The sequence below is a fragment of the Neisseria sp. P0009.S010 genome (genome assembly GCF_051958545.1).
Lineage (GTDB): Bacteria > Pseudomonadota > Gammaproteobacteria > Burkholderiales > Neisseriaceae > Neisseria > Neisseria subflava_A.
This window is the reverse complement of the sequence record NZ_JBQCVH010000001.1, coordinates 316,020-334,610: the sequence shown is the minus strand read 5'-3', so window position 1 is coordinate 334,610 and position 18,591 is coordinate 316,020. Positions and strand designations below refer to the sequence as shown.

Sequence of the window (18,591 nt, the reverse complement as noted above, 5' to 3'; positions counted from 1 at the left end):
CAGTTTATTGATCTAACAGCCTAAAAATATCTTGAGGCTCATATACCTGCATATGGTTTTTCGAGTACGACGCCTGTTCATGAGATGACAACAACGCTGCTTTCAGCATGGCTTGCGCCAATTTTTCGACAGCAAGCGGACGTTGGTTTTTCAGCATGCCGATGCGGTTGAGTACGCGAGAAATCCGTTCTGCTATTTTTTCGCCCAAGCGGTCGCTGTTCGGACGAATCAGCAATGGCGGGCGGAAAATAATAAGGTGCGGAAAATTCAAAGCGATAATTGCTTGCTCCAATTCGCCCTTCATCCGTTGATAAAACAGGCTCGAAGCAGAATTTGCACCGGAAGCGGAAATCAAAACCAAAGTATTGACGCCGTTTTCTCGTGCGGCTTTGGCAAATTCAAGATTTGCCTCATAATCAATTGCCCATTGCGCTTCTTTACTGCCAGCCGCTTTCAAGGTAGTTCCCAAGCAGGCAAACAATACATCGCCCTGCACTTTTTCACGCCAATCATCAGGCTTAGAAAAATCAATCTGATGGCTATTTAGCTTTTGGTGAGTAAAATCAGGATGTCTGCGACCAAAACAGTCGATGGACTCAACCTCTGAACTGGTTGCAAGTAAAGGCAACAAGGATTTTCCTGTTGCGCCTGTCGCGCCAATCACAATCGCCTTCATACTTCAGACGGCCTTAAGCGTTTGCCACGCGGTTCACTTCGCGCAATACAGCTACCGGATCGGCAGCTTTAGTTACCGGACGGCCCATTACCAAATAGGTTGAACCGGCAGCCAAGGCTTCGGCCGGCGTCATAATACGGCGCTGGTCATCATTATTGCCTGCAACATCTAAGCGGATGCCCGGTGTGACCAAGACAAAATCCTGTCCCAATTCGCGGCGCAATGGTACGGCTTCTTGAGCGGAACATACTACGCCGTCCAAGCCCGAACTTTGCGCCAGTTTCGCCAAGCGGATGACTTGTTCTTCAGGGGCGATGTTCAAACCGATTTCTGCCAAGTCGCTTTGTTCCATGCTGGTCAACACGGTTACGCCGATCAAAAGCGGCTTGGTTTGATATCCGGCAACGGCTTCTGCTGCTGCTTCCATCATGCGGCGACCGCCCGATGCGTGCATATCGACCATCCACACGCCCATATCGGCGGCAACTTTACAGGCCTGAGCAACTGTGTGGGGAATATCGTGGTATTTCAAATCGAGGAAAAGTTTGAAACCTTGATTGATTAAGCTTTCTGCCAAATTGCGGCCGGTTGCGGTGAACAGCTCTTTACCGATTTTGATTTGACACAGTGTCGGGTCAAGATTGCGGACAAATCCGAGCGTATCTTTTTCGTTGGCAAAATCGAGGGCGACGATGACGGGAGTACGTTGTTGCTGAGTTTGGAAGTCGGAGATCAAGGGATTCATAAGATACCTGCGGATAAACGGTTATAGCTTCGATTTTAACAGCTTTTGTACACAAAAGGCCGTCTGAAAATATTTTTTCAGACGGCCTCATGATTTTACTTTGGCAAAACTTATTTGCCCAAACCTTTCAATACTTCGGCTTTCACGGCTTCTACTGCTTGGGTGCCGTCAACTTTGATGTATTTCGGCGCGTGTTCGCCTTCCAGTTTGCTGTAAAAATCAACCAAAACTTCGGTTTGCTCGTGGTAAACGGCAAGGCGTTTTTTCACGGTTTCTTCTTTGTCGTCGTCGCGTTGAATCAAATCTTCGCCGGTTACGTCGTCTTTGCCTTCGACTTTAGGCGGATTGTAGGTAACGTGGTAAGTACGGCCGGAGGCCAAATGCACGCGGCGGCCGCTCATGCGGTCGACAATCACGCTGTCAGGTACATCGATTTCAACCACGGCATCCAAATCCACACCAGCTTCAACCATGGCTTCGGCTTGTGCCAATGTACGTGGGAAACCGTCAAACAGGAAACCGTTTTTGCAGTCGTCTTGGGCAATACGCTCTTTAACCATGCCGATAATGATGTCGTCGCGCACCAAACCGCCTTCATCAATGATTTTTTTTGCTTCCAAACCCAACGGAGTGCCTGCTTTGATGGCTGCGCGGAGCATGTCGCCGGTAGAGATTTGAGGAATGCCGAATGCAGCAGTGATGAATTGAGCCTGTGTGCCTTTGCCGGCGCCTGGTGCGCCCAACAATAATACTTTCATGATGAGTCCTTTTGGTTGACGGATTTAATGTTCAGATAATTTTACACGGCTTGTGTTTATCGTTCAAAACTTCAGACGGCCTCTTTCGGGCCGAAATGCTTCCATGCATCGTCGCGCATTCCGATAAACCATGCGTCTTCAGGGAATCGCTCTATCGCGTCTTTCAAAGTGGAAAGCAAGTTTTGCGATAAGGCTTTCGCCAAATATTCTTCCTCATTGGCTTCGGCCGCTTTGTCAGGCTGCTGCGCCAAACCGATTGCACGGGTTTGATGGCCATGAGCCAAATAGTTGAGCGCAATGATTTTTTGTGCCCAAAGCTGAGGAATATCGGGATTGTCTTGCAGCAATACCGACAAAATCGATACGGCAACAGTCAAGCGCCCGCCGTTCATACGCAAGTCCAATGACTGGTTGGGCGGCAAAGTGCTGAGCATTTCTGCCATGCGGAACCAGAACTCGCCGCTGGCCTGCTCCGGCGCTTCTATTTTCAGCATATCATAGTTGAATTCTTGCTCATCTTCTCTTACCAGCTTCGCCACGTCGGCAAGCAATTTTTGTTCTTCACGGCTCAAATGGCGGAAATCATTCATGTCTTTTCCTTTCAGACGGCCTTAAGATTTAAACGCAACACGCACTCTGTCCAAATCTTCCTGCGTATCCACACCGGCAGCAGGCGCTTCTTGGGTGATTTCAACAGCAATCGGATAACCGTGCCACAGGACGCGCAACTGTTCCAGCGATTCGATGGTTTCCAAAGGAGAAACATCCATTTCCGAATAGCGTTGCAGGAAGCCTGCACGATAGGCATAAATGCCGATATGGCGCAAAACGGCTGTTTCAGAAGGTAATTCGCGTTTTTCGGCGCGCATGGCGTCGCGCGGATAAGGAATCGGGGCGCGGCTGAAATAGATGGCGTTGCGGTTTTTATCAAGGATGACTTTGACGACATTGGGATTCATAAACTCGTCAAAATCGTGCAATTCATGAGCGGCGGTTGCCATTTGCACATTATTTTCAACCAAAACTTCAGCCGTACGGTTGATGAGCTCTGGGTCGATTAAAGGCTCATCGCCTTGTACGTTCACGACAATCAGATGTTGCGGCAGTTTCAGCGTATTGGCCGCTTCGGCAAGGCGCGTTGTACCGCTTTCGTGTTGATTGGAAGTCATGACCACTTCGATGCCATGCGCCTGACAGGCCGTCTGAATATCGGGATGGTCGGTGGCAACGACAACACGCGCAGCCTCGCTTTTTGCCGCCTGTTCGGCGACGCGTACAACCATCGGTTTACCGTGAATATCGGCCAAAGCCTTACCCGGCAGACGTGAAGAATCCAACCGCGCCGGAATCAATACGACAAATTCGGTCATGCTTTCAGTTCCTCTTCGCTCAACGCTCGTGCTTCGTTTTCCAACATATAAGGGATGCCGTCACGAATCGGATAAGCCAACTTCGCCTGACGGCTCCACAATTCCTGTTTGTCTTGATGGTATTCGAGTTTGCCTTTGGTCACAGGACAAACAAGGATGTCTAAGAATTTTTTTTCCATGGGGTACTTTCGGGTTTGATAAATTGGAGGTCGTCTGAAATATTTTTCAGACGACTATAATTTATTTCTTATGCTTTTCCCAACCTATTTGGCTTAATTACAGCTTGCATCAGGTTTTTTGCCGCCGCACATGATACCTTGCACCTCTTTCGCAAATTCAGGCATATGACGCTGTGCAGCTTTCTCTGTTAATGCCAATCCAAAAGTCATTAGTTCGTTCATAGCTTGATTGCGCATAAGAGGAGTCTTAACAACAACAGCCTGCCCGACAGGTGAACTATTAAAGGCAATCATGCCGTCAACTTCTTCTTGAGTGTATGTTAATTTGGCATTCTTTAATAAATTATTGCGGATAGTCTGTTTCACTTCGGGCGTCATTAAATCTCTCAAAACATTTTCGCGATAACGATCAATAGCTTTTGCTATTTGCTCTTTTTTCGCTTCCGGTACTTTGGCAAGGGCTTTATCTGCATACGGTTTAAATCCAACATTGAAACCGTCAATCATATTTTTTTCTAATTCCCGGTCAAAATTCTGTGTATCCAACCAACGCTCCAGCGACGCATCACTGGGCGGCGCGGCAAACGCATTGGCACACAAGGCCAGCGTGGCGAAGGGCAATAATAAGGTTTTCAGTTTCATTTTTTTCTCCTTTTCAATAAAAAAATATTTTCAGATAGTCGGAAAATTATTTGGCACAATTCGGCAAATGTTTGTTGCCTTTGCATAAAATACCATGTGTTTGCTCCTCAAAAGCAGGTGTATATTTCCTGCTTGCGTTGATATAGTTGTTGCTCATTGTCTTTTCAACAATCTCATCATTCAATTTGTCGAAACGTTCTATCTTTTCAAATGCAGACTTACCGGCCCCATGCTCAAATACTTTTACTATGCTATCCACGTCTGCTTGGCTCAGCACATTGTCAATATCTCCGCCATGCTGTCTGAGATGATTGATTTTTTTCAAAATACCCTTGCCCCGAGGGGAAGAGAAGAAGCTGTTGAGTACATCGACTTCTTCTTGTGTAAATACTTTCTGTACGGCACGCTTTTCTTCATCCAACCATTGTTTTTTCAACTCAGGGCGGCTCAAATCGTCTTGCATGTTTTTCATATAACGGCTGATGACCGCCTTCATCTGCGCTTTTTGAGCTTTGGGCGTCATCGTTAACAAGCGCTCATTGTCCTCTTTATTTACCATCTCCAAAGAACGTTGTACTTTCTCGCTATAATTACTGCTTATCCCTTGAATCTCCAACCATTTTATTGCAGATTCATCACTTGGTTTAGCAGCTAAGCTTTGAGTGGATGCAAATAAAGCTGCGCAAGCAACCAACAAATATTTTAACTTCATGATTTACTCCTATCGCGTAGTTTGAAGATCATCTTTAAAACATCTGTGAAACATCTATAAGCATTTAGATTGAAACATTCGCGGATACGAACGCCGCCAAGTCCGGCTCAATTATCGCATAAACAGGCAAGACCCACACATGATTCAGGCCCTGATCGTCTGAAAATTTGACCGCATCCTTTTCCGTGATAATCACCACATCTGCGTCCGGCAAATCCGCCGCCGTAATATCTGCATGATCAGGCAAGGCAACGGTTTGTTTTAAAGCAATATTCATGCTTTGCAACGTATTGAAAAAACGCTCCGGCTTGGCAATACCGGCAACGGCGGCGACGGTTTGATTTCCCAAACCCGCCAAATCCAATTTTTCAGACGGCCTGTTCAAACGGTAAATCTGCCCTGTTTCAATATGGCTGGCAAACATATTTTCAGACGGCCTAAATGCCGTATCTGCTTGCCCCCCGCTGACGACAACCGCATCAACGGAAGCCAATCGAGACAAAGGTTCGCGCAAGCTGCCGTTGGGCAGTAAATCCAAATTGGTGCGTCCTGTATCTGCCGCCGGGAAGACGGCAATTTCCATATCGCGTTGCAAGGCATAATGTTGCAAGCCGTCGTCGGCCACAATCAATTCAAGCTCCGGATACGCCGCAAGCAATGCCCTGCCTGCTTCTGCACGGCTGCTGCCTACCGCCGTCGGCGCACTGGTTTGGCGAAACAGCAATAAAGGCTCGTCGCCTGCATCTGCCGCACTGCTGGCTGTATTCAATACATGAACCGCCTTGCTCTTGCGCCCGTAACCTCGGCTGATGATGCCGACCTTAACGCCCTTTTCCTGCAAACCCGACACCAGCGCGGCGACTATCGGCGTTTTCCCTGTCCCACCTGCATGGATATTGCCGACCATCACCACAGGCACTGGCAATTTTTCGCTTTTCAGACGGCCTGAAACAAAATCATCGCGCCGTTTCGCAGCAATTTTGGCAAACAGCTTGGACAATGGTTTTAACAGAAAAGACAAAAACGGATTGGGGGATTGCCAATGGCGTTCGATAATTTGGTGGAGTTTGGGCATACGCACGGCTTTTGAAGCGAAAATCAAACGATAATATAACACAAGCCCGCCCAGACAAGGCTGCCTGAACATGCGGCTTTGATAATATTAAAACAAAGGGCGAAAGTTTCATAAAAACGAATACAACGAATCGCTCTAAAACCCTTATAATTCAACTTTCCCAAATTTTTCCCGTTTCGCAATGTCCGAACTCTTCGCGCCCTCCTCCATTTCCGTATCCGAACTTAACGCCCTCGCCAAAGCCTTGCTGGAAGACCATCTTGCCGGTTTGTGGATTGCGGGCGAAGTGTCCAACCTGATCCGTGCCGCCAGCGGACATTATTATTTCTCGCTCAAAGACAGCCGCGCGCAGGTGCGTTGCGCCATGTTTAAGGGTGCGGCCATGCGCTTGGCGAAGCCTTTGAAAGAAGGCGACCATATCGAAGTATCAGGGAAAATCAGTATTTACGAAGCGCGGGGCGAATTTCAGATTACCGTAAACGAAGTACGGCTCAAAGGCTTGGGGCAGCTTTACGAAGCCTATGAGCGATTGAAGGCGCAGTTACAGGCGGAAGGCGCGTTTGCGGCGGAACGCAAGAAACCTTTACCTGCCCGTCCGCAATGTATCGGCATCGTCACCAGTCTGGCGGCGGCGGCTTTGCGCGATGTTGTGACCACCTTAAACCGCCGCGCGCCCGAAATCCCTGTTATCGTTTATCCGACGCCCGTACAAGGCACAGGCAGCGAGTTGCAAATTGCCCAAGCGATTAAAACCGCTTCGCAACGCGCCGAATGTGACGTGCTGATTGTCTGCCGTGGCGGCGGCAGCATTGAAGACTTGTGGGCGTTTAATGAAGAGCCGGTTGTGCGCGCCATCGAAACCTGCGCGATTCCCGTCGTCAGCGGCGTAGGCCACGAAACCGATTTCACACTCGCCGATTTCGTTGCCGACGTACGCGCACCGACACCGACCGGTGCGGCGGAATTGGTCAGCCCCAACCGCCAAGAATCGCTACATCGTCTAGCCCAAGCGCAAGGCCGTCTGAAAACCGTTTTGGAACAACGCTATTTCGATGCCAGCCAAAAACTTGACTGGCTCGCACGGCAAATCCGTCATCCGCGCCAAAAACTTGACGAGCAACGCGCTTCAATCAACAAACTGGCGCAAACGCTGTCTTATTCGATGACGCAAAACCTCCGCGCCCATACCGCCCGTTTTGAACGCCAAACCCAAACCCTAAAACATTGCCGTCCTGATGTTTCCGTTTACAAAAACAATATCGACCGCTTTCAGACGACCTTGTCGCATTCCTTCCACCAGCGGCTTGCCCACCGCCGTCAAAGCCTGACCGCCCAAGCCGCATTGCTCGAAGCCATATCGCCGCAGCATATTCTGGAGCGCGGCTTTTCGGTCGTCAAAAACACACGCGGACAAGTCATCCGCAATGCCGATATATTGAAACAAGGACAGAAACTGCACATCACTTTTGCCGACGGCGAAACCGACGTACGCGTGACCAAAGAGCAGGCGCAGGGCGAGTTGTTTGACTGACAAAATAAAGGCCGTCTGAAACTTTATGCGATTGAAGTGAAACTATGTCTGCCTGTTAAAAATCCTTAACCTGCCAATGCGGTATAATGCCTTATCTGCACCCGCAGCATATACGGAAACATTATGGACAACTCACAAAATACAGAAAATCCGATTCCTCCACGCAACTCCATCCGCAAAAACAGCATTTACCTGCTGCCCAATTCCTTTACCATCGCCGCACTGTTTTGCGCCTTCTTCGCCATTACCCAGTCCATGCACGGACGTTATGAAACGGCGGCGATTGCAGTTTTCCTTTCCATGCTGCTCGACGGCATGGACGGACGCGTTGCGCGGCTGACCAACAGCCAAAGCGCGTTCGGCGAACAGCTCGACAGCCTTGCCGATATGGTCAGTTTCGGCGTGGCGCCTGCCCTGATTGCCTACAAATGGCAACTTTGGCAGTTTGGCAAAATCGGCTATTCCGTCGCCTTTATCTACTGCGCCTGCGCCGCCCTGCGTTTGGCGCTGTTCAATACGCTTATCGGCAAAGTCGACAAACGCTGGTTTATCGGCGTTCCAAGCCCGACCGCCGCTGCGTTGATTGTCGGCCTGATTTGGGTCAACCACAGCGTCGAACGCTTCCCCAACGTGCATTGGTGGGCATTGGGTATCACCCTGTTTGCCGGTATTTCCATGATTGTGCAGATTCCGTTTTGGAGCTTCAAAGAAATCAACATCCGCCGCCAAGTACCGTTTATGGGCATGGTGTTGGCCGTGTTGGTATTGCTGCTCATCAACTGGAAGCCTTCACTCGTCCTCTTCCTGTTTTTCCTCGGTTACAGCCTGTCCGGTTATGTGATGGCAGTCATCCGTTGGTTTAAAAAACGCCATAAAACACACAAACACGACAAGGCCGTCTGAAATGTGGTCTTGGGACATCATCCTTTCCCTGCTCGCCGTCGGTAGTGCAGCGGGCTTTATTGCCGGACTATTCGGCGTAGGCGGTGGCACGCTGATTGTCCCCGTTGTCTTATGGGCGTTGCAACTGCAAGGCATAGGCGGCCACCCCTATGCCCAGCATCTTGCCATCGGCACTTCCTTTGCCGTCATGGTGTTTACCACCTTCTCCAGCATGTATGCCCAGCATAAAAAACACGCCATCGATTGGGCGACCGTCCGCCGAATGACGCCGGGCATGATACTTGGCGTACTCCTCGGCGCGGTATCGGCAAAATATGTGCCGACGCTGGCTTTGCAGGTTTTCTTTATTGCATTTCTTGCCTTTATCGCACTCAAAACCCTACGCGATTCCAAACCCACACCTTCACGCACCCTGCCCGCCCTCCCCGGCCTGACAGCTGTCGGCACGCTTTTTGGGGCGGCTTCGAGCTGGGTCGGTATCGGCGGCGGTTCGCTATCCGTTCCATTTCTGCTGTATTGCAACTTTCCGGCGCATCGCGCCATCGGCACATCTTCAGGTCTGGCATGGCCGATTGCAATTGCCGGCACTATCGGCTATTTTGCCAACGGTTTGCATATTGCCAACCTGCCTAAAGGCGCGGCAGGCTTTATCTATCTTCCGGCCGTGGCCATATTGAGCGTTGCCACCATCCTCTTTGCTCCGCTCGGCGTAAAAACGGCGCACAAGCTGCCCGCCCGAAAACTCAAAATCGCCTTCGGCATTATGCTGTTGCTGATTGCCGCCAAGATGGCTTGGAATTTAATACATTAATCTTTCTTGTGAAAAAGGCCGTCTGAAAATCTTTCAGACGGCCTTTTTGATTGCAAAGCAACAAATTAAATAAAACCTTTTTACCTTACCCTATTTGCCCCATTGCAAATACGGCCAAGCGCCATATCGCCCATCCTGCCACCAATAATCCAGCGCACAAACGAACCATGCGTTTTTGCAGAAAGGTTTTCAACTGCGCTGCAAATATGCCCATCGCAAGCAGGTTCGGCAAGGTCCCCAATGCAAACGCCAGCATATACAGCCCGCCATGCAAAGCATTGCCGCTGCCCAAGGCATACAAAGACGCGCTGTACACCAAACCGCAAGGCAGCCAGCCCCAAAGCACGCCCACGCCGAAACAGGCAGGCACCGATTTAATCGGCAGCAATTTGTTCAGCAAAGGATTCAGGCGCTTCCATATCGGTTTACCGATGCCTTCGATTTTGGTCGCGGCAGTCGAAATACCGGCAAGATACAGCCCAAGTAAAAGCAGCAAAACATTGGCGGCAATATACAAACCGTTTTGAACCGCGCGCGTATCGTCCAAGGAAATGCCGACCTGCCCGACCAAACCGACCAATAGGCCAATGACGACATAGCTGCTGATGCGCCCCAAGTTCAACAATACAATCAGCCCGATTCGGTTTAAATGTGGCGGCAGTTGCAAAGCGAATGCGCTGCTTAATCCGCCGCACATGCCGACGCAATGCGTTCCGCCAAAAAAGCCGAGTAGAAAAAGAGTAAGAAATGTGATTTCTTGATTCATGGTTTTTAATGATTCAAACGAATGGATGAGGCCGTCTGAAACTTTTCAGACGGCCTTGAGAATGCAGGATAAGCCTTTCCGCCCACCCTCTTCACGCTTTAGAAAAGCAATTAACTGCGTGCGCGTACGTCAAATGCCTGACGCAAACCTTCGCCGATCATGACCAACAAAAGCAGCATTACCGTCAACGTGGCAACGGCAGACAGGCCGATCCACCACGCGTCCAAGTTGTCTTTGCCTTGCGCCAGCAACTCACCCAAACTTGCCTGTGAGGCAGGTACGCCCAAGCCCAAGAAGTCCAAACTGGTCAGGGCAAGTACGGCGCCAGAAATACGGAAAGGCAGGAAGGCCAATACCGGCGTCAAGCTGTTGGGCAGGATATGGCGCCACATGATTTCACGGTTGCCCACACCCATCGCGCGCGCCGCCAAAACATAATCGGCCTGACGGTTTTTCAAAAACTCGGCGCGGACATAGTCGGACAAGCCCATCCAGCCGAAAAGCGACAGCAACACCAGCAAAATCAACAGTCCCGGATTAAAGAACGAAGACAGGATAATCAAGAGGTACAGCTCCGGCATACCGCCCCAAACCTCGATAAAACGCTGCATCAGAAGGTCGGTTTTACCGCCGAAATAACCCTGCACCGCGCCTGCAATCACGCCAATCACGGTAGTCACCACGGTCAACACCAAGGCAAACAACAGCGAATCACGGAAACCGTAAACCAAGCGCGCCAACAGGTCGCGGCCGCGGTCGTCCGTTCCCAAGATATGCCGTTCGGATGGTTTGGCCGGATCGGGTACCGTATCAAAATCGTTCAAGGTATCGGCATCGTAAGGATTGGGCAGGTAAAAGGCAAAATTGCCGTCTGAAGTAATGTTGTGGCGGATAAGCGGATCCAGATAATCCGCCGGCGTATCGAAATCGCCGCCAAATGTGGCTTCGTTGTATTCGTTTACCAAGGGGAAGAAATACTCGCCCTGATAACGTATCCACAAAGGTTTGTCGTTGCTCCACAAAGGTGCAAGCAAAGTGACGACAAACAAAACGGCCAAAATCCGCAAAGCCAACCAACCGCGCTTATGCTGTTTAAAGGCTTGCCAAGTAGGGTTTGAAGTAGATTTTTTCTTTTTCATGGTTTGAAACATTCTTTAATAATGGATTGAAGACATTTTCAGACGGCCTTATTTCTGTCCGCCAAAGTGAATGCGCGGATCGACCCACGAATACGAAATATCTGACACCAATTTAGCCAACAACCCCATCAGTGTGAACACATACAGCGTACCCATTACGACAGGATAATCACGTTTCATCACTGCCTCGTAAGACAGCAAACCCAACCCGTCCAGCGAGAACAACGTTTCAATCAACAGGCTTCCGGTAAAGAATGCGCCGATAAATGCGGCTGGGAAACCGGTAATCAGAGGAATCATGGCATTTCGGAAAATATGTTTCCACAGAATCTGTTTCTCAGGCAAGCCCTTGGCTCGCGCGGTATAAACATATTGACGGCGAATTTCTTCAAGGAATACGTTTTTCGTCAATACGGTCATTACCGCCAAGTTGCCTGCTACCGAAGCGGTAATCGGCAAGGCCATATGCCACAAATAATCTTTGACTTTACCTGCCCAAGAGAGTGTATCGAAATCATCGCCGACCAAGCCGCCCTGTGGGAACCAGGCAAAAAAGCTGCCACCGCCAAACAACACCAGCAACACCAAGCCCAAGACAAACGGCGGTACGGTATAGCCGACCAAAATGATCATACCCGTAACCGTATCAAACCGGCTGCCATCCCTGACCGCCTTGGCAATACCCAACGGAATACATATCAAATAAGTTAGGAAGAATGTCCACAAACCCAAACTCATCGATACCGGCATTTTCTCTTTTACCAACTCAAATACGGTTTGGTGGTGGAAAAAGCTCTCGCCCAAATCAAAACGGGCGAATTTCCATACCATATCGACAAAACGCGTCACAGGCGGCTTGTCGAAACCGTATAAAGCATTCAGAGCAGCCAAATCTTCCGCACTGATGCGGTTGCCGTTTTTAGCCAAAGTTCCAGGCATACTGCGTCCTGCTGTTTCGCCGCCAACTGCGCCCTGCGTCAGCTGCTGAACCATCTGTTCCACCGGACCGCCGGGAACAAACTGAATGACGGCGAAGGTAATCGCCAAAATCCCCAACAACGTGGGAATCAAAAGGAGCAAACGATGAAAGATATAACGCCACATGATAAAGTGTTCCTCTATTTTTTGATTTGAAGGCCGTCTGAAACCACTGACCTCAGACAGCATATAGTAACGGATTAATAAGCGTTTGGCCGATTATTTACTTCTCTAAGGCCTCCTGCAATTTCTTCTCAATTAAATCCGCGTCAAACGATTTGGCAATCAGCTCAAAGCGCGAGTCACGGCGCCACGAAACTTGGTTTGCGCCCCATTGACCGTCCACCCAGTTGAGCCATACCCATGTACCGAGCACTTGGAACACGCCTTTGGCGCGCACGAGGCCGTCTGTAAATTTAGGCAGGTCGTTGAAGAAATCGGTCAGCTTTTCGCCGTCGAAATCACGCCCGGAAGGGAAAGTGAAACCTTGGGACTGGAAGCCCATGGTGTTGTCCGGCAGGGCTTTGAGACGGTAGCGCGATTTTTCGACCACGGGAATATCAAGCCATTGGATGTCGAGTTGCGCATTTTGAACTTCAACCACTTTGGCTTTAGGCGGGAACAGCTTGGCCGCTTTATCGTGAAACTCGGCCAGCTGCTCGGGCGTGCACAAGTCTGTTTTGCTGGCGACCAATACGTCGCAAATGCCAATTTGGTCTTTATACAAGGCTTGTTGAGCGTAATCGGGATTAATGAATTGGCGTGGATCGACAACGGTAAAAACAGCGCCGATTTCCAACATGCTGTCGAGCGGCTTGGCTTTCAATTCGTCGATAACACTGGCGGCGTGCGCCAGGCCGCTGGCTTCAATCATCAAGCGGTCGGGTTGGGCATCGCGCAGCATTTTTTGTACGGTCGTACCCATTTGTGCGCCGGCAGTACAGCACAAACAGCCGCCGGCGATTTCTGCGACGGGAATGCCGTTGTCGCTCAAGACAGCGCCGTCAATGCCGATTTCGCCAAATTCGTTGACGATGATGACCCATTTTTCATTCGGATCTTTTTGCGCCATCAGACTTTTGAGTGCGGTGGTTTTGCCTGTTCCGAGGAAGCCTGAAATCAGGTGGACTTTAGTCTTTTTTACTTCTGACATTTTTTACAAATTCCTGTTAAAACAACATGTTCTTCTTTTAATGAGAAACCGGTTTCGGCCACGCCTGCACGCAATGCCGCCCATTCTTGGCTCAAGGTCTGCTCATCTGCCGTACCGCATTCGGTACAAACCAAAATAAACGCGCTGTGGTGCGCTTCGGCTTCTTCGTGGTCATGGCAATGGTCGTCGCATTCGTGCTGCGCGTGGCTACACAGAATATAGCCGTTGACCGCCGCCACTTTGTGCAAAACGCCCTGCTCCGCCCAAAAATCAAGGGCGCGGTAGGCCGTCGGCGGCGCAACCACGCCCTCGCTTTGCTGCTGCATCTGCGACAGAACGTTGTAGGCTTTAATCACGCCGCTTTGTTTCAAAACAATATCAAGCACTTGCTCGCGCAAAGCGGTTACCTGCACACCATCGCGCTGCGCTTGTTCTAAGATTTTTTGTTTGATTGCGTTCATAACTGAAACAGCCTTTCAGACGGCCTTGTTAATAAAAAATTACATTATAACGTGTTTGTTCAATTTCAGATAACAAAGAGGCCGTCTGAAATGTTCAGACGGCCTGATGCCGATTACTTAAACCAAGATTTAATTTTTCCAAACAAAGACATACTTTGTTTTTCAAACGTTTCTGCCTTCACTGGAGCAGGCGCGTCACGGTAAACTTTCATGCCTGCAAAGGTCTGGGCAACCGGCATGATTTCGATGGAATTGACGTTCATCCGCGCAGGACGTTGATAGAGCCATAAAGCGGTATCGGCAATATCTTGCGGCTGGATAAACTCGACATTCTCATAAACCTCGGCCGCACGCTGATCGTCACCTTTGAAACGGACGTTGGAAAACTCGGTATCCCCGCACAAGCCCGGTTCGATATTGGTAATGCGGATGTTTTTGTCTGCCAATTCGGCGCGCAGGTTCATACTGAATTGGCGCACAAAAGCCTTGGTCGCGCCATAGACATTACTGCCTGAATAAGCATAACTGCCGGCAATCGAACCCAAATTGATGATGTAGCCCTGTTTGCGCGCTACCATTTGCGGCAAAATCTGGCGGGTCAGAAAAGTCAGGCCGATGATATTGGTTTGAATCATGGTTTCCCAATCGCCAAAATCGGCTTTATCAGCTGAATCCAGACCTAAAGCCAAACCGGCATTGTTGATCAGGCAATCAATTTCAGCTAAATACTCGGGCAGACTGTTCAAAGCGTTTTGAATCGACTCCGTACGAGAAACATCCATTTCCAAAGGGTAAAACTGCTCGCCCAATTCCTCTGCCAACTGCTGCAATTTGTCTTCGCGCCTTGCCGCGCCAATGACATGATAGCCTGCCGCAACAAAAGTGCGGCACATTGCCGCGCCGAATCCTGCCGATGCCCCGGTAATCAAAATTGCCATATCGTTTCCTTTCTGTACTCGTTTCAGACTTGGGTTTAAGGTATGATAACGCCTTATCAGACGGCCTAAGCGTTTGGCTGGCTGATTTTAAATTTAACGATAATCATATCATTACAATAGGACACACTCCATATGAAAACCCGTTTTCTCCCTGTTGCTTTGGCAACAGTGGTGCTTACACTTTCCGCCTGCGGCGGCAGCGGCGCGCCTTCCCAGCCTAAAGGCCCGATTTCCGAAGACCGTACGGCCGCGTTCAAATCCATGATGCCCGAGTTTACCCGCATGGGCAAAATGGTCAAAGACGAAGAGCCTTACGACGTAGAAAAATTCAAACAAGCCGCCGTAACCTTCGCCGAAAACAGCAAAAAACCGTTTACCCTGTTTGAATCCGACCCTCAAGGCAACGGCCGCGCCCTGCCTGCCATCTGGACAGACACGGCAACCTTCAAAGCCGAAGAAGAAAAATTCGTTGCTGCGGTTGAAAAACTCAACGCCGCCGCCCAAACCGGCAAATTGGAAGAAATCAAAGCCGCTTACGGCGAAACCGGTGCAACCTGTAAATCCTGCCACGACACATTCCGCGGTCCGGAATAAGGCTTAAAACAATAAAGGCCGTCTGAAATATCATTTTCAGACGGCCTTTTCTTCAACTACCTTCAAACCTTTCTATATCGACTTTATATTTTGCATTTCATGTTTTTTACCGGTTTCATTTGAAACCGACGGCTCAATTCACATAGCGCAATCAAATTTTCTTCTTCCAGCTGTTTAAATTCAATTAAATCTCCCTTCTTCTCAACCACCCAAATTCAAATTCAGACCTGCTTTATCTTTTCAGCCAGATTAATCATATGCGGGTGGATTATCTTCTAAAACAAAATTTTACTTTATTTTTTAATAAATAAAAACCATTATTAAAATATTTGTAAAGTTTAATAATATGTTATAAAGTAGCGGCTTCGTTTCTGAGGTAACTATCATGAATCCGAATTTCAAATTAAATCTACTAACATTATCTTTACTGGCTATAACAAATATCGCACACGCAGAAGAAGAGGTTTCAACTCAAGAGCTTGATGAAATTCAAGTCAAAAGCAAACACATTGCCAAAGAGAAAAAAGTTTTTACCGAAGGCCAAGCCAAAAGTTCGCGTGAACGCGTTTATCAATCCAGCGAAAACATCGATACCATCGTGCGGAGCATGCCCGGCGTTTTCACCCAACAAGACAAGGGATCGGGGGTATTGGCGGTCAATATCCGTGGCGATAGCGGTTTGGGACGTGTCAATACGATGGTTGACGGCGTCACCCAAACCTTCTATTCCACTTCTGCCGATGCCGGACGCAGTGGCAGCTCCTCCCAATTCGGTACGGCACTGGATCCCAATTTTATTGCCGGCGTGGATGTAACCAAAGGCAGTTTCTCGGGTGCCAACGGCATCAATACCTTATCCGGTACAGCCAATTTCCGTACTTTACGAGTAGACGATGTGGTACACGGAAACAATACCTTCGGCCTCTTAACCAAAGGATTGACCGGCACAAACAGCACCAAAAGCAACTTTATGGCAACCGGAGCAGTACAAAAATGGTTTGACAGCGGTGCGCGCCTTGGCGCTTTATATGGCTACAGCCACCGTAATGTCGAGCAAAACTATAAAGTAGGCGGCGGCGGTCAGCGTATCGGCAATTTTGGCGAAGAATATTTGGACCGTAAAAAACAAGAATATTTTGAACGCAACTTATTAAAATTCGACCAAGGGCAAAATCGTTGGGTTCGCGACTTTTCCAAGCGCAATGCGGTCGGTAAAAGCTATTGGGACTACCCTTTCTCCAAAAAATATAACGATCCTGAAGTTTTACAAAGAGATTATGTCGATGACTTGGAAAGAGGCTGGAAAGAGAATTTGGCACCGCAATGGGATCTGACTCCAATCGACCCGACCAGCCTGCAACAACGCTCAAACAGCCATTTGGTCAAAGTGGAATACGAAAACGACAACAACAAGCTCGACCTTCAGCTTCGTACCATGAACAACCGTATCGGCAGCCGCAAAGTAGAAAACCGCAACTACCAAGCCAATTACAACTTAAACATTGGCGATTATGTCGATTTAAACGTGTTGGCCGCCCATAATTTGGGAAAACAAAAATATCCGAAAAACTCACGTTTTTCAGGATGGGGACTGCTTGATTATTTGGAAACCAAAAATACGGCCAATCTTTTGGATATCAACAACAGCTTTTCTTTCAAACTTCCCCAAAAAACAGATTTAAAAACTACTGTCGGTTTCAATTTCTTTAAAAACCAATACAGTAAAAACCGCTTTCCGGAAGAGCTGAGCCTGTTTTACGACGGCCCGGATCAAGATGCCGGCCTGTACAGCTTTTTAGGCCGCTTCAAAGGAGACAAAGGAATATTTCCTCAAAAATCAACCATATTGCAACCTTCAGGCCAGCAAAAATTCAATACGTTCTATTTTGATACTTCCTTGAAAAAAGGCATTTATCAATTGAATTACAGCGCCAATATGGTCAACTACCGCTACAAGGGCGAATATACCGACTACTTCAATACCCAAGAAGACTTTAAAAAAGCATTTGGAGAAGATTCTGAAATTTATAAACAGCATTGCACGCCAAGCTGCGACCTTTACGAACCAGTTTATACCAAATCCGGTAAAAAGCATGCGGTAAACCATTCGGTGGCATTAAACATCAATGTCAACGACTACTTTATGCCGTTTATCAGCTATTCGCGTACGCATAGAATGCCGAATATTCAAGAAATGTATTTTTCACAAATCGGCGACTCGGGCGTTAATACAGCCCTTAAGCCGGAACAGGCCAATACTTACCAAATAGGCTTCAATACCTTCAAAAAAGGGATTTTCAAGCCGGACGATGTATTGGGTTTCAAACTGGTCGCCTACCGCAGCAGAATAAACAACTATATCCACAATGTTTATGGCAAATGGTGGGATTTGGATAAAGCACCCAGCTGGGTAACCAGTACCGGCCTGCAATACTCCATCCAGCATCGAAACTATGCCAAACCTGTCCATAAAAACGGTTTGGAAGTGGAAATGAACTATGATTTCGGCCGCTTTTTTACCACCCTGTCTTACGCCTATCAAAAAACCAACCAGCCGACCAATTATAGCGATGCCAGCGAATCGCCCCGCAACTCTTCTAAAGAAGACCAAATCAAACAAGGCTACGGCTTAAGCAAAATTTCCCGCTTGCCCCGAGATTACGGTCGGTTTGAATTAGGGTCCCGATGGTTGGGCAACAAATTGACCATCGGCGGCATTATGCGCTATTACGGCAAAAGTACACGGGCAACGACTGAGGAGGAATTTGTTGACGGTACAACCGGTGCTAATACCTACTCTTCACATCAAATGGGCAGAAGGGTGATCAAAAAAACAGAAAGCATCAACAGACAGCCGATGATTTTTGATTTCTATGCCAATTATGAACCGAAGAAAAACCTTATCCTTCGTTTCGACATTCAAAATGCGTTCAATAAACGCTATGTCGATCCTTTGGATGCCGCAAACGATGCCGCAACCCAGCGCTATTTCAGCGTATTTGAAAGAAAAGGCGGTTGGGATGATGAAGAGGTCGAATGCGATGCCAACGGTTTATGCAATGGCAAATATGGCGGTACGACACGCTCCGTCTTAAACAACTACGCACGAGGCAGGACTTTGCTGTTTACCATCAGTTATAAGTTCTAAACCTATCTATCA

General features: G+C 48.6%; 20 protein-coding genes. 5 read left to right on the top strand and 15 right to left on the bottom strand.

The genetic code is table 11. The annotated features are described in order from the left end of the window. Positions 1-4: 4 nt before the first annotated feature. From ACTHSN_RS01535 to lpxK, 9 genes are all read right to left on the bottom strand, one after another. Positions 5-676 carry an NAD(P)H-binding protein gene (locus ACTHSN_RS01535; protein ID WP_070461496.1) on the bottom strand — a complete coding sequence of 224 codons (672 nt, stop codon included), beginning with the start codon at positions 674-676 and terminating at the stop codon, positions 5-7. 13 nt (positions 677-689) lie between these two features. Further along, the gene (pyrF, locus tag ACTHSN_RS01530) at positions 690-1,421 is read right to left on the bottom strand and encodes an orotidine-5'-phosphate decarboxylase (RefSeq protein WP_070461495.1); all 732 of its coding nucleotides are present in this window, start codon (positions 1,419-1,421) and stop codon (positions 690-692) included. 110 nt (positions 1,422-1,531) lie between these two features. After that, positions 1,532-2,179, bottom strand: a complete 648-nt coding sequence (gene adk, locus ACTHSN_RS01525; protein WP_003746105.1) for an adenylate kinase — start codon at positions 2,177-2,179, stop codon at positions 1,532-1,534. A 71-nt stretch (positions 2,180-2,250) separates the two neighbouring features. Continuing rightward, on the bottom strand, positions 2,251-2,769 hold the full coding sequence (locus ACTHSN_RS01520; protein WP_070461494.1) for a 3-deoxy-manno-octulosonate cytidylyltransferase: 519 nt from the start codon (positions 2,767-2,769) through the stop codon (positions 2,251-2,253). 21 nt (positions 2,770-2,790) lie between these two features. Further along, entirely contained in the window at positions 2,791-3,549 is a 759-nt protein-coding gene (gene kdsB / locus ACTHSN_RS01515; protein ID WP_070461493.1) for a 3-deoxy-manno-octulosonate cytidylyltransferase, read from the bottom strand. After that, positions 3,546-3,728, bottom strand: coding sequence for a Trm112 family protein (locus tag ACTHSN_RS01510; RefSeq protein ID WP_003679524.1), 183 nt, complete (start codon positions 3,726-3,728; stop codon positions 3,546-3,548). Before ACTHSN_RS01510 ends, kdsB begins: the two co-directional genes overlap by 4 nt. Positions 3,729-3,821: 93 nt before the next feature. Then, the gene (locus ACTHSN_RS01505) at positions 3,822-4,370 is read right to left on the bottom strand and encodes a DUF2059 domain-containing protein (protein ID WP_070461492.1); all 549 of its coding nucleotides are present in this window, start codon (positions 4,368-4,370) and stop codon (positions 3,822-3,824) included. A gap of 46 nt (positions 4,371-4,416) precedes the next feature. Further along, entirely contained in the window at positions 4,417-5,082 is a 666-nt protein-coding gene (locus ACTHSN_RS01500) for a DUF2059 domain-containing protein (RefSeq protein WP_070461491.1), read from the bottom strand. A gap of 64 nt (positions 5,083-5,146) precedes the next feature. After that, complete coding sequence (lpxK, locus tag ACTHSN_RS01495; protein WP_070461490.1) at positions 5,147-6,157, bottom strand: tetraacyldisaccharide 4'-kinase; 1,011 nt, start codon at positions 6,155-6,157, stop codon at positions 5,147-5,149. A gap of 181 nt (positions 6,158-6,338) precedes the next feature. Between lpxK and xseA the strand changes: the two genes are divergently transcribed. From xseA to ACTHSN_RS01480, 3 genes are all read left to right on the top strand, one after another. Then, a complete protein-coding gene (xseA, locus tag ACTHSN_RS01490) occupies positions 6,339-7,688 on the top strand; it encodes an exodeoxyribonuclease VII large subunit (RefSeq protein ID WP_070461489.1) in 1,350 nt (449 codons plus the stop codon). A gap of 123 nt (positions 7,689-7,811) precedes the next feature. Beyond that, entirely contained in the window at positions 7,812-8,591 is a 780-nt protein-coding gene (gene pssA / locus ACTHSN_RS01485; RefSeq protein ID WP_070461488.1) for a CDP-diacylglycerol--serine O-phosphatidyltransferase, read from the top strand. Between the two features lies 1 nt (position 8,592). After that, positions 8,593-9,402, top strand: coding sequence for a sulfite exporter TauE/SafE family protein (locus ACTHSN_RS01480; protein ID WP_070461487.1), 810 nt, complete (start codon positions 8,593-8,595; stop codon positions 9,400-9,402). 85 nt (positions 9,403-9,487) lie between these two features. Here ACTHSN_RS01480 and ACTHSN_RS01475 read toward each other — a convergent pair whose 3' ends face one another. The 6 genes from ACTHSN_RS01475 to ACTHSN_RS01450 form a co-directional block, all read right to left on the bottom strand. Beyond that, on the bottom strand, positions 9,488-10,168 hold the full coding sequence (locus ACTHSN_RS01475; RefSeq protein WP_003680951.1) for a sulfite exporter TauE/SafE family protein: 681 nt from the start codon (positions 10,166-10,168) through the stop codon (positions 9,488-9,490). A gap of 110 nt (positions 10,169-10,278) precedes the next feature. Then, a complete protein-coding gene (locus ACTHSN_RS01470; protein ID WP_070461486.1) occupies positions 10,279-11,319 on the bottom strand; it encodes an ABC transporter permease in 1,041 nt (346 codons plus the stop codon). Between the two features lie 36 nt (positions 11,320-11,355). After that, positions 11,356-12,411 carry an ABC transporter permease subunit gene (locus tag ACTHSN_RS01465; protein WP_070461485.1) on the bottom strand — a complete coding sequence of 352 codons (1,056 nt, stop codon included), beginning with the start codon at positions 12,409-12,411 and terminating at the stop codon, positions 11,356-11,358. A 97-nt stretch (positions 12,412-12,508) separates the two neighbouring features. Continuing rightward, positions 12,509-13,438, bottom strand: a complete 930-nt coding sequence (locus ACTHSN_RS01460; RefSeq protein WP_070461484.1) for a CobW family GTP-binding protein — start codon at positions 13,436-13,438, stop codon at positions 12,509-12,511. Next, positions 13,426-13,899, bottom strand: a complete 474-nt coding sequence (locus tag ACTHSN_RS01455; RefSeq protein WP_049351198.1) for a Fur family transcriptional regulator — start codon at positions 13,897-13,899, stop codon at positions 13,426-13,428. The genes ACTHSN_RS01460 and ACTHSN_RS01455 overlap by 13 nt, the downstream gene beginning before the upstream one ends. Positions 13,900-14,012: 113 nt before the next feature. Further along, positions 14,013-14,837, bottom strand: coding sequence for an SDR family oxidoreductase (locus tag ACTHSN_RS01450; RefSeq protein ID WP_070461483.1), 825 nt, complete (start codon positions 14,835-14,837; stop codon positions 14,013-14,015). Positions 14,838-14,969: 132 nt separating this feature from the next. Here ACTHSN_RS01450 and ACTHSN_RS01445 point away from each other — a divergent pair, with 132 nt between their 5' ends. Both ACTHSN_RS01445 and ACTHSN_RS01440 read left to right on the top strand, forming a co-directional pair. Further along, entirely contained in the window at positions 14,970-15,431 is a 462-nt protein-coding gene (locus tag ACTHSN_RS01445; RefSeq protein ID WP_070461482.1) for a c-type cytochrome, read from the top strand. Positions 15,432-15,816: 385 nt separating this feature from the next. Next, positions 15,817-18,579, top strand: coding sequence for a TonB-dependent receptor domain-containing protein (locus ACTHSN_RS01440; RefSeq protein WP_070461481.1), 2,763 nt, complete (start codon positions 15,817-15,819; stop codon positions 18,577-18,579). Positions 18,580-18,591 lie beyond the last annotated feature (12 nt).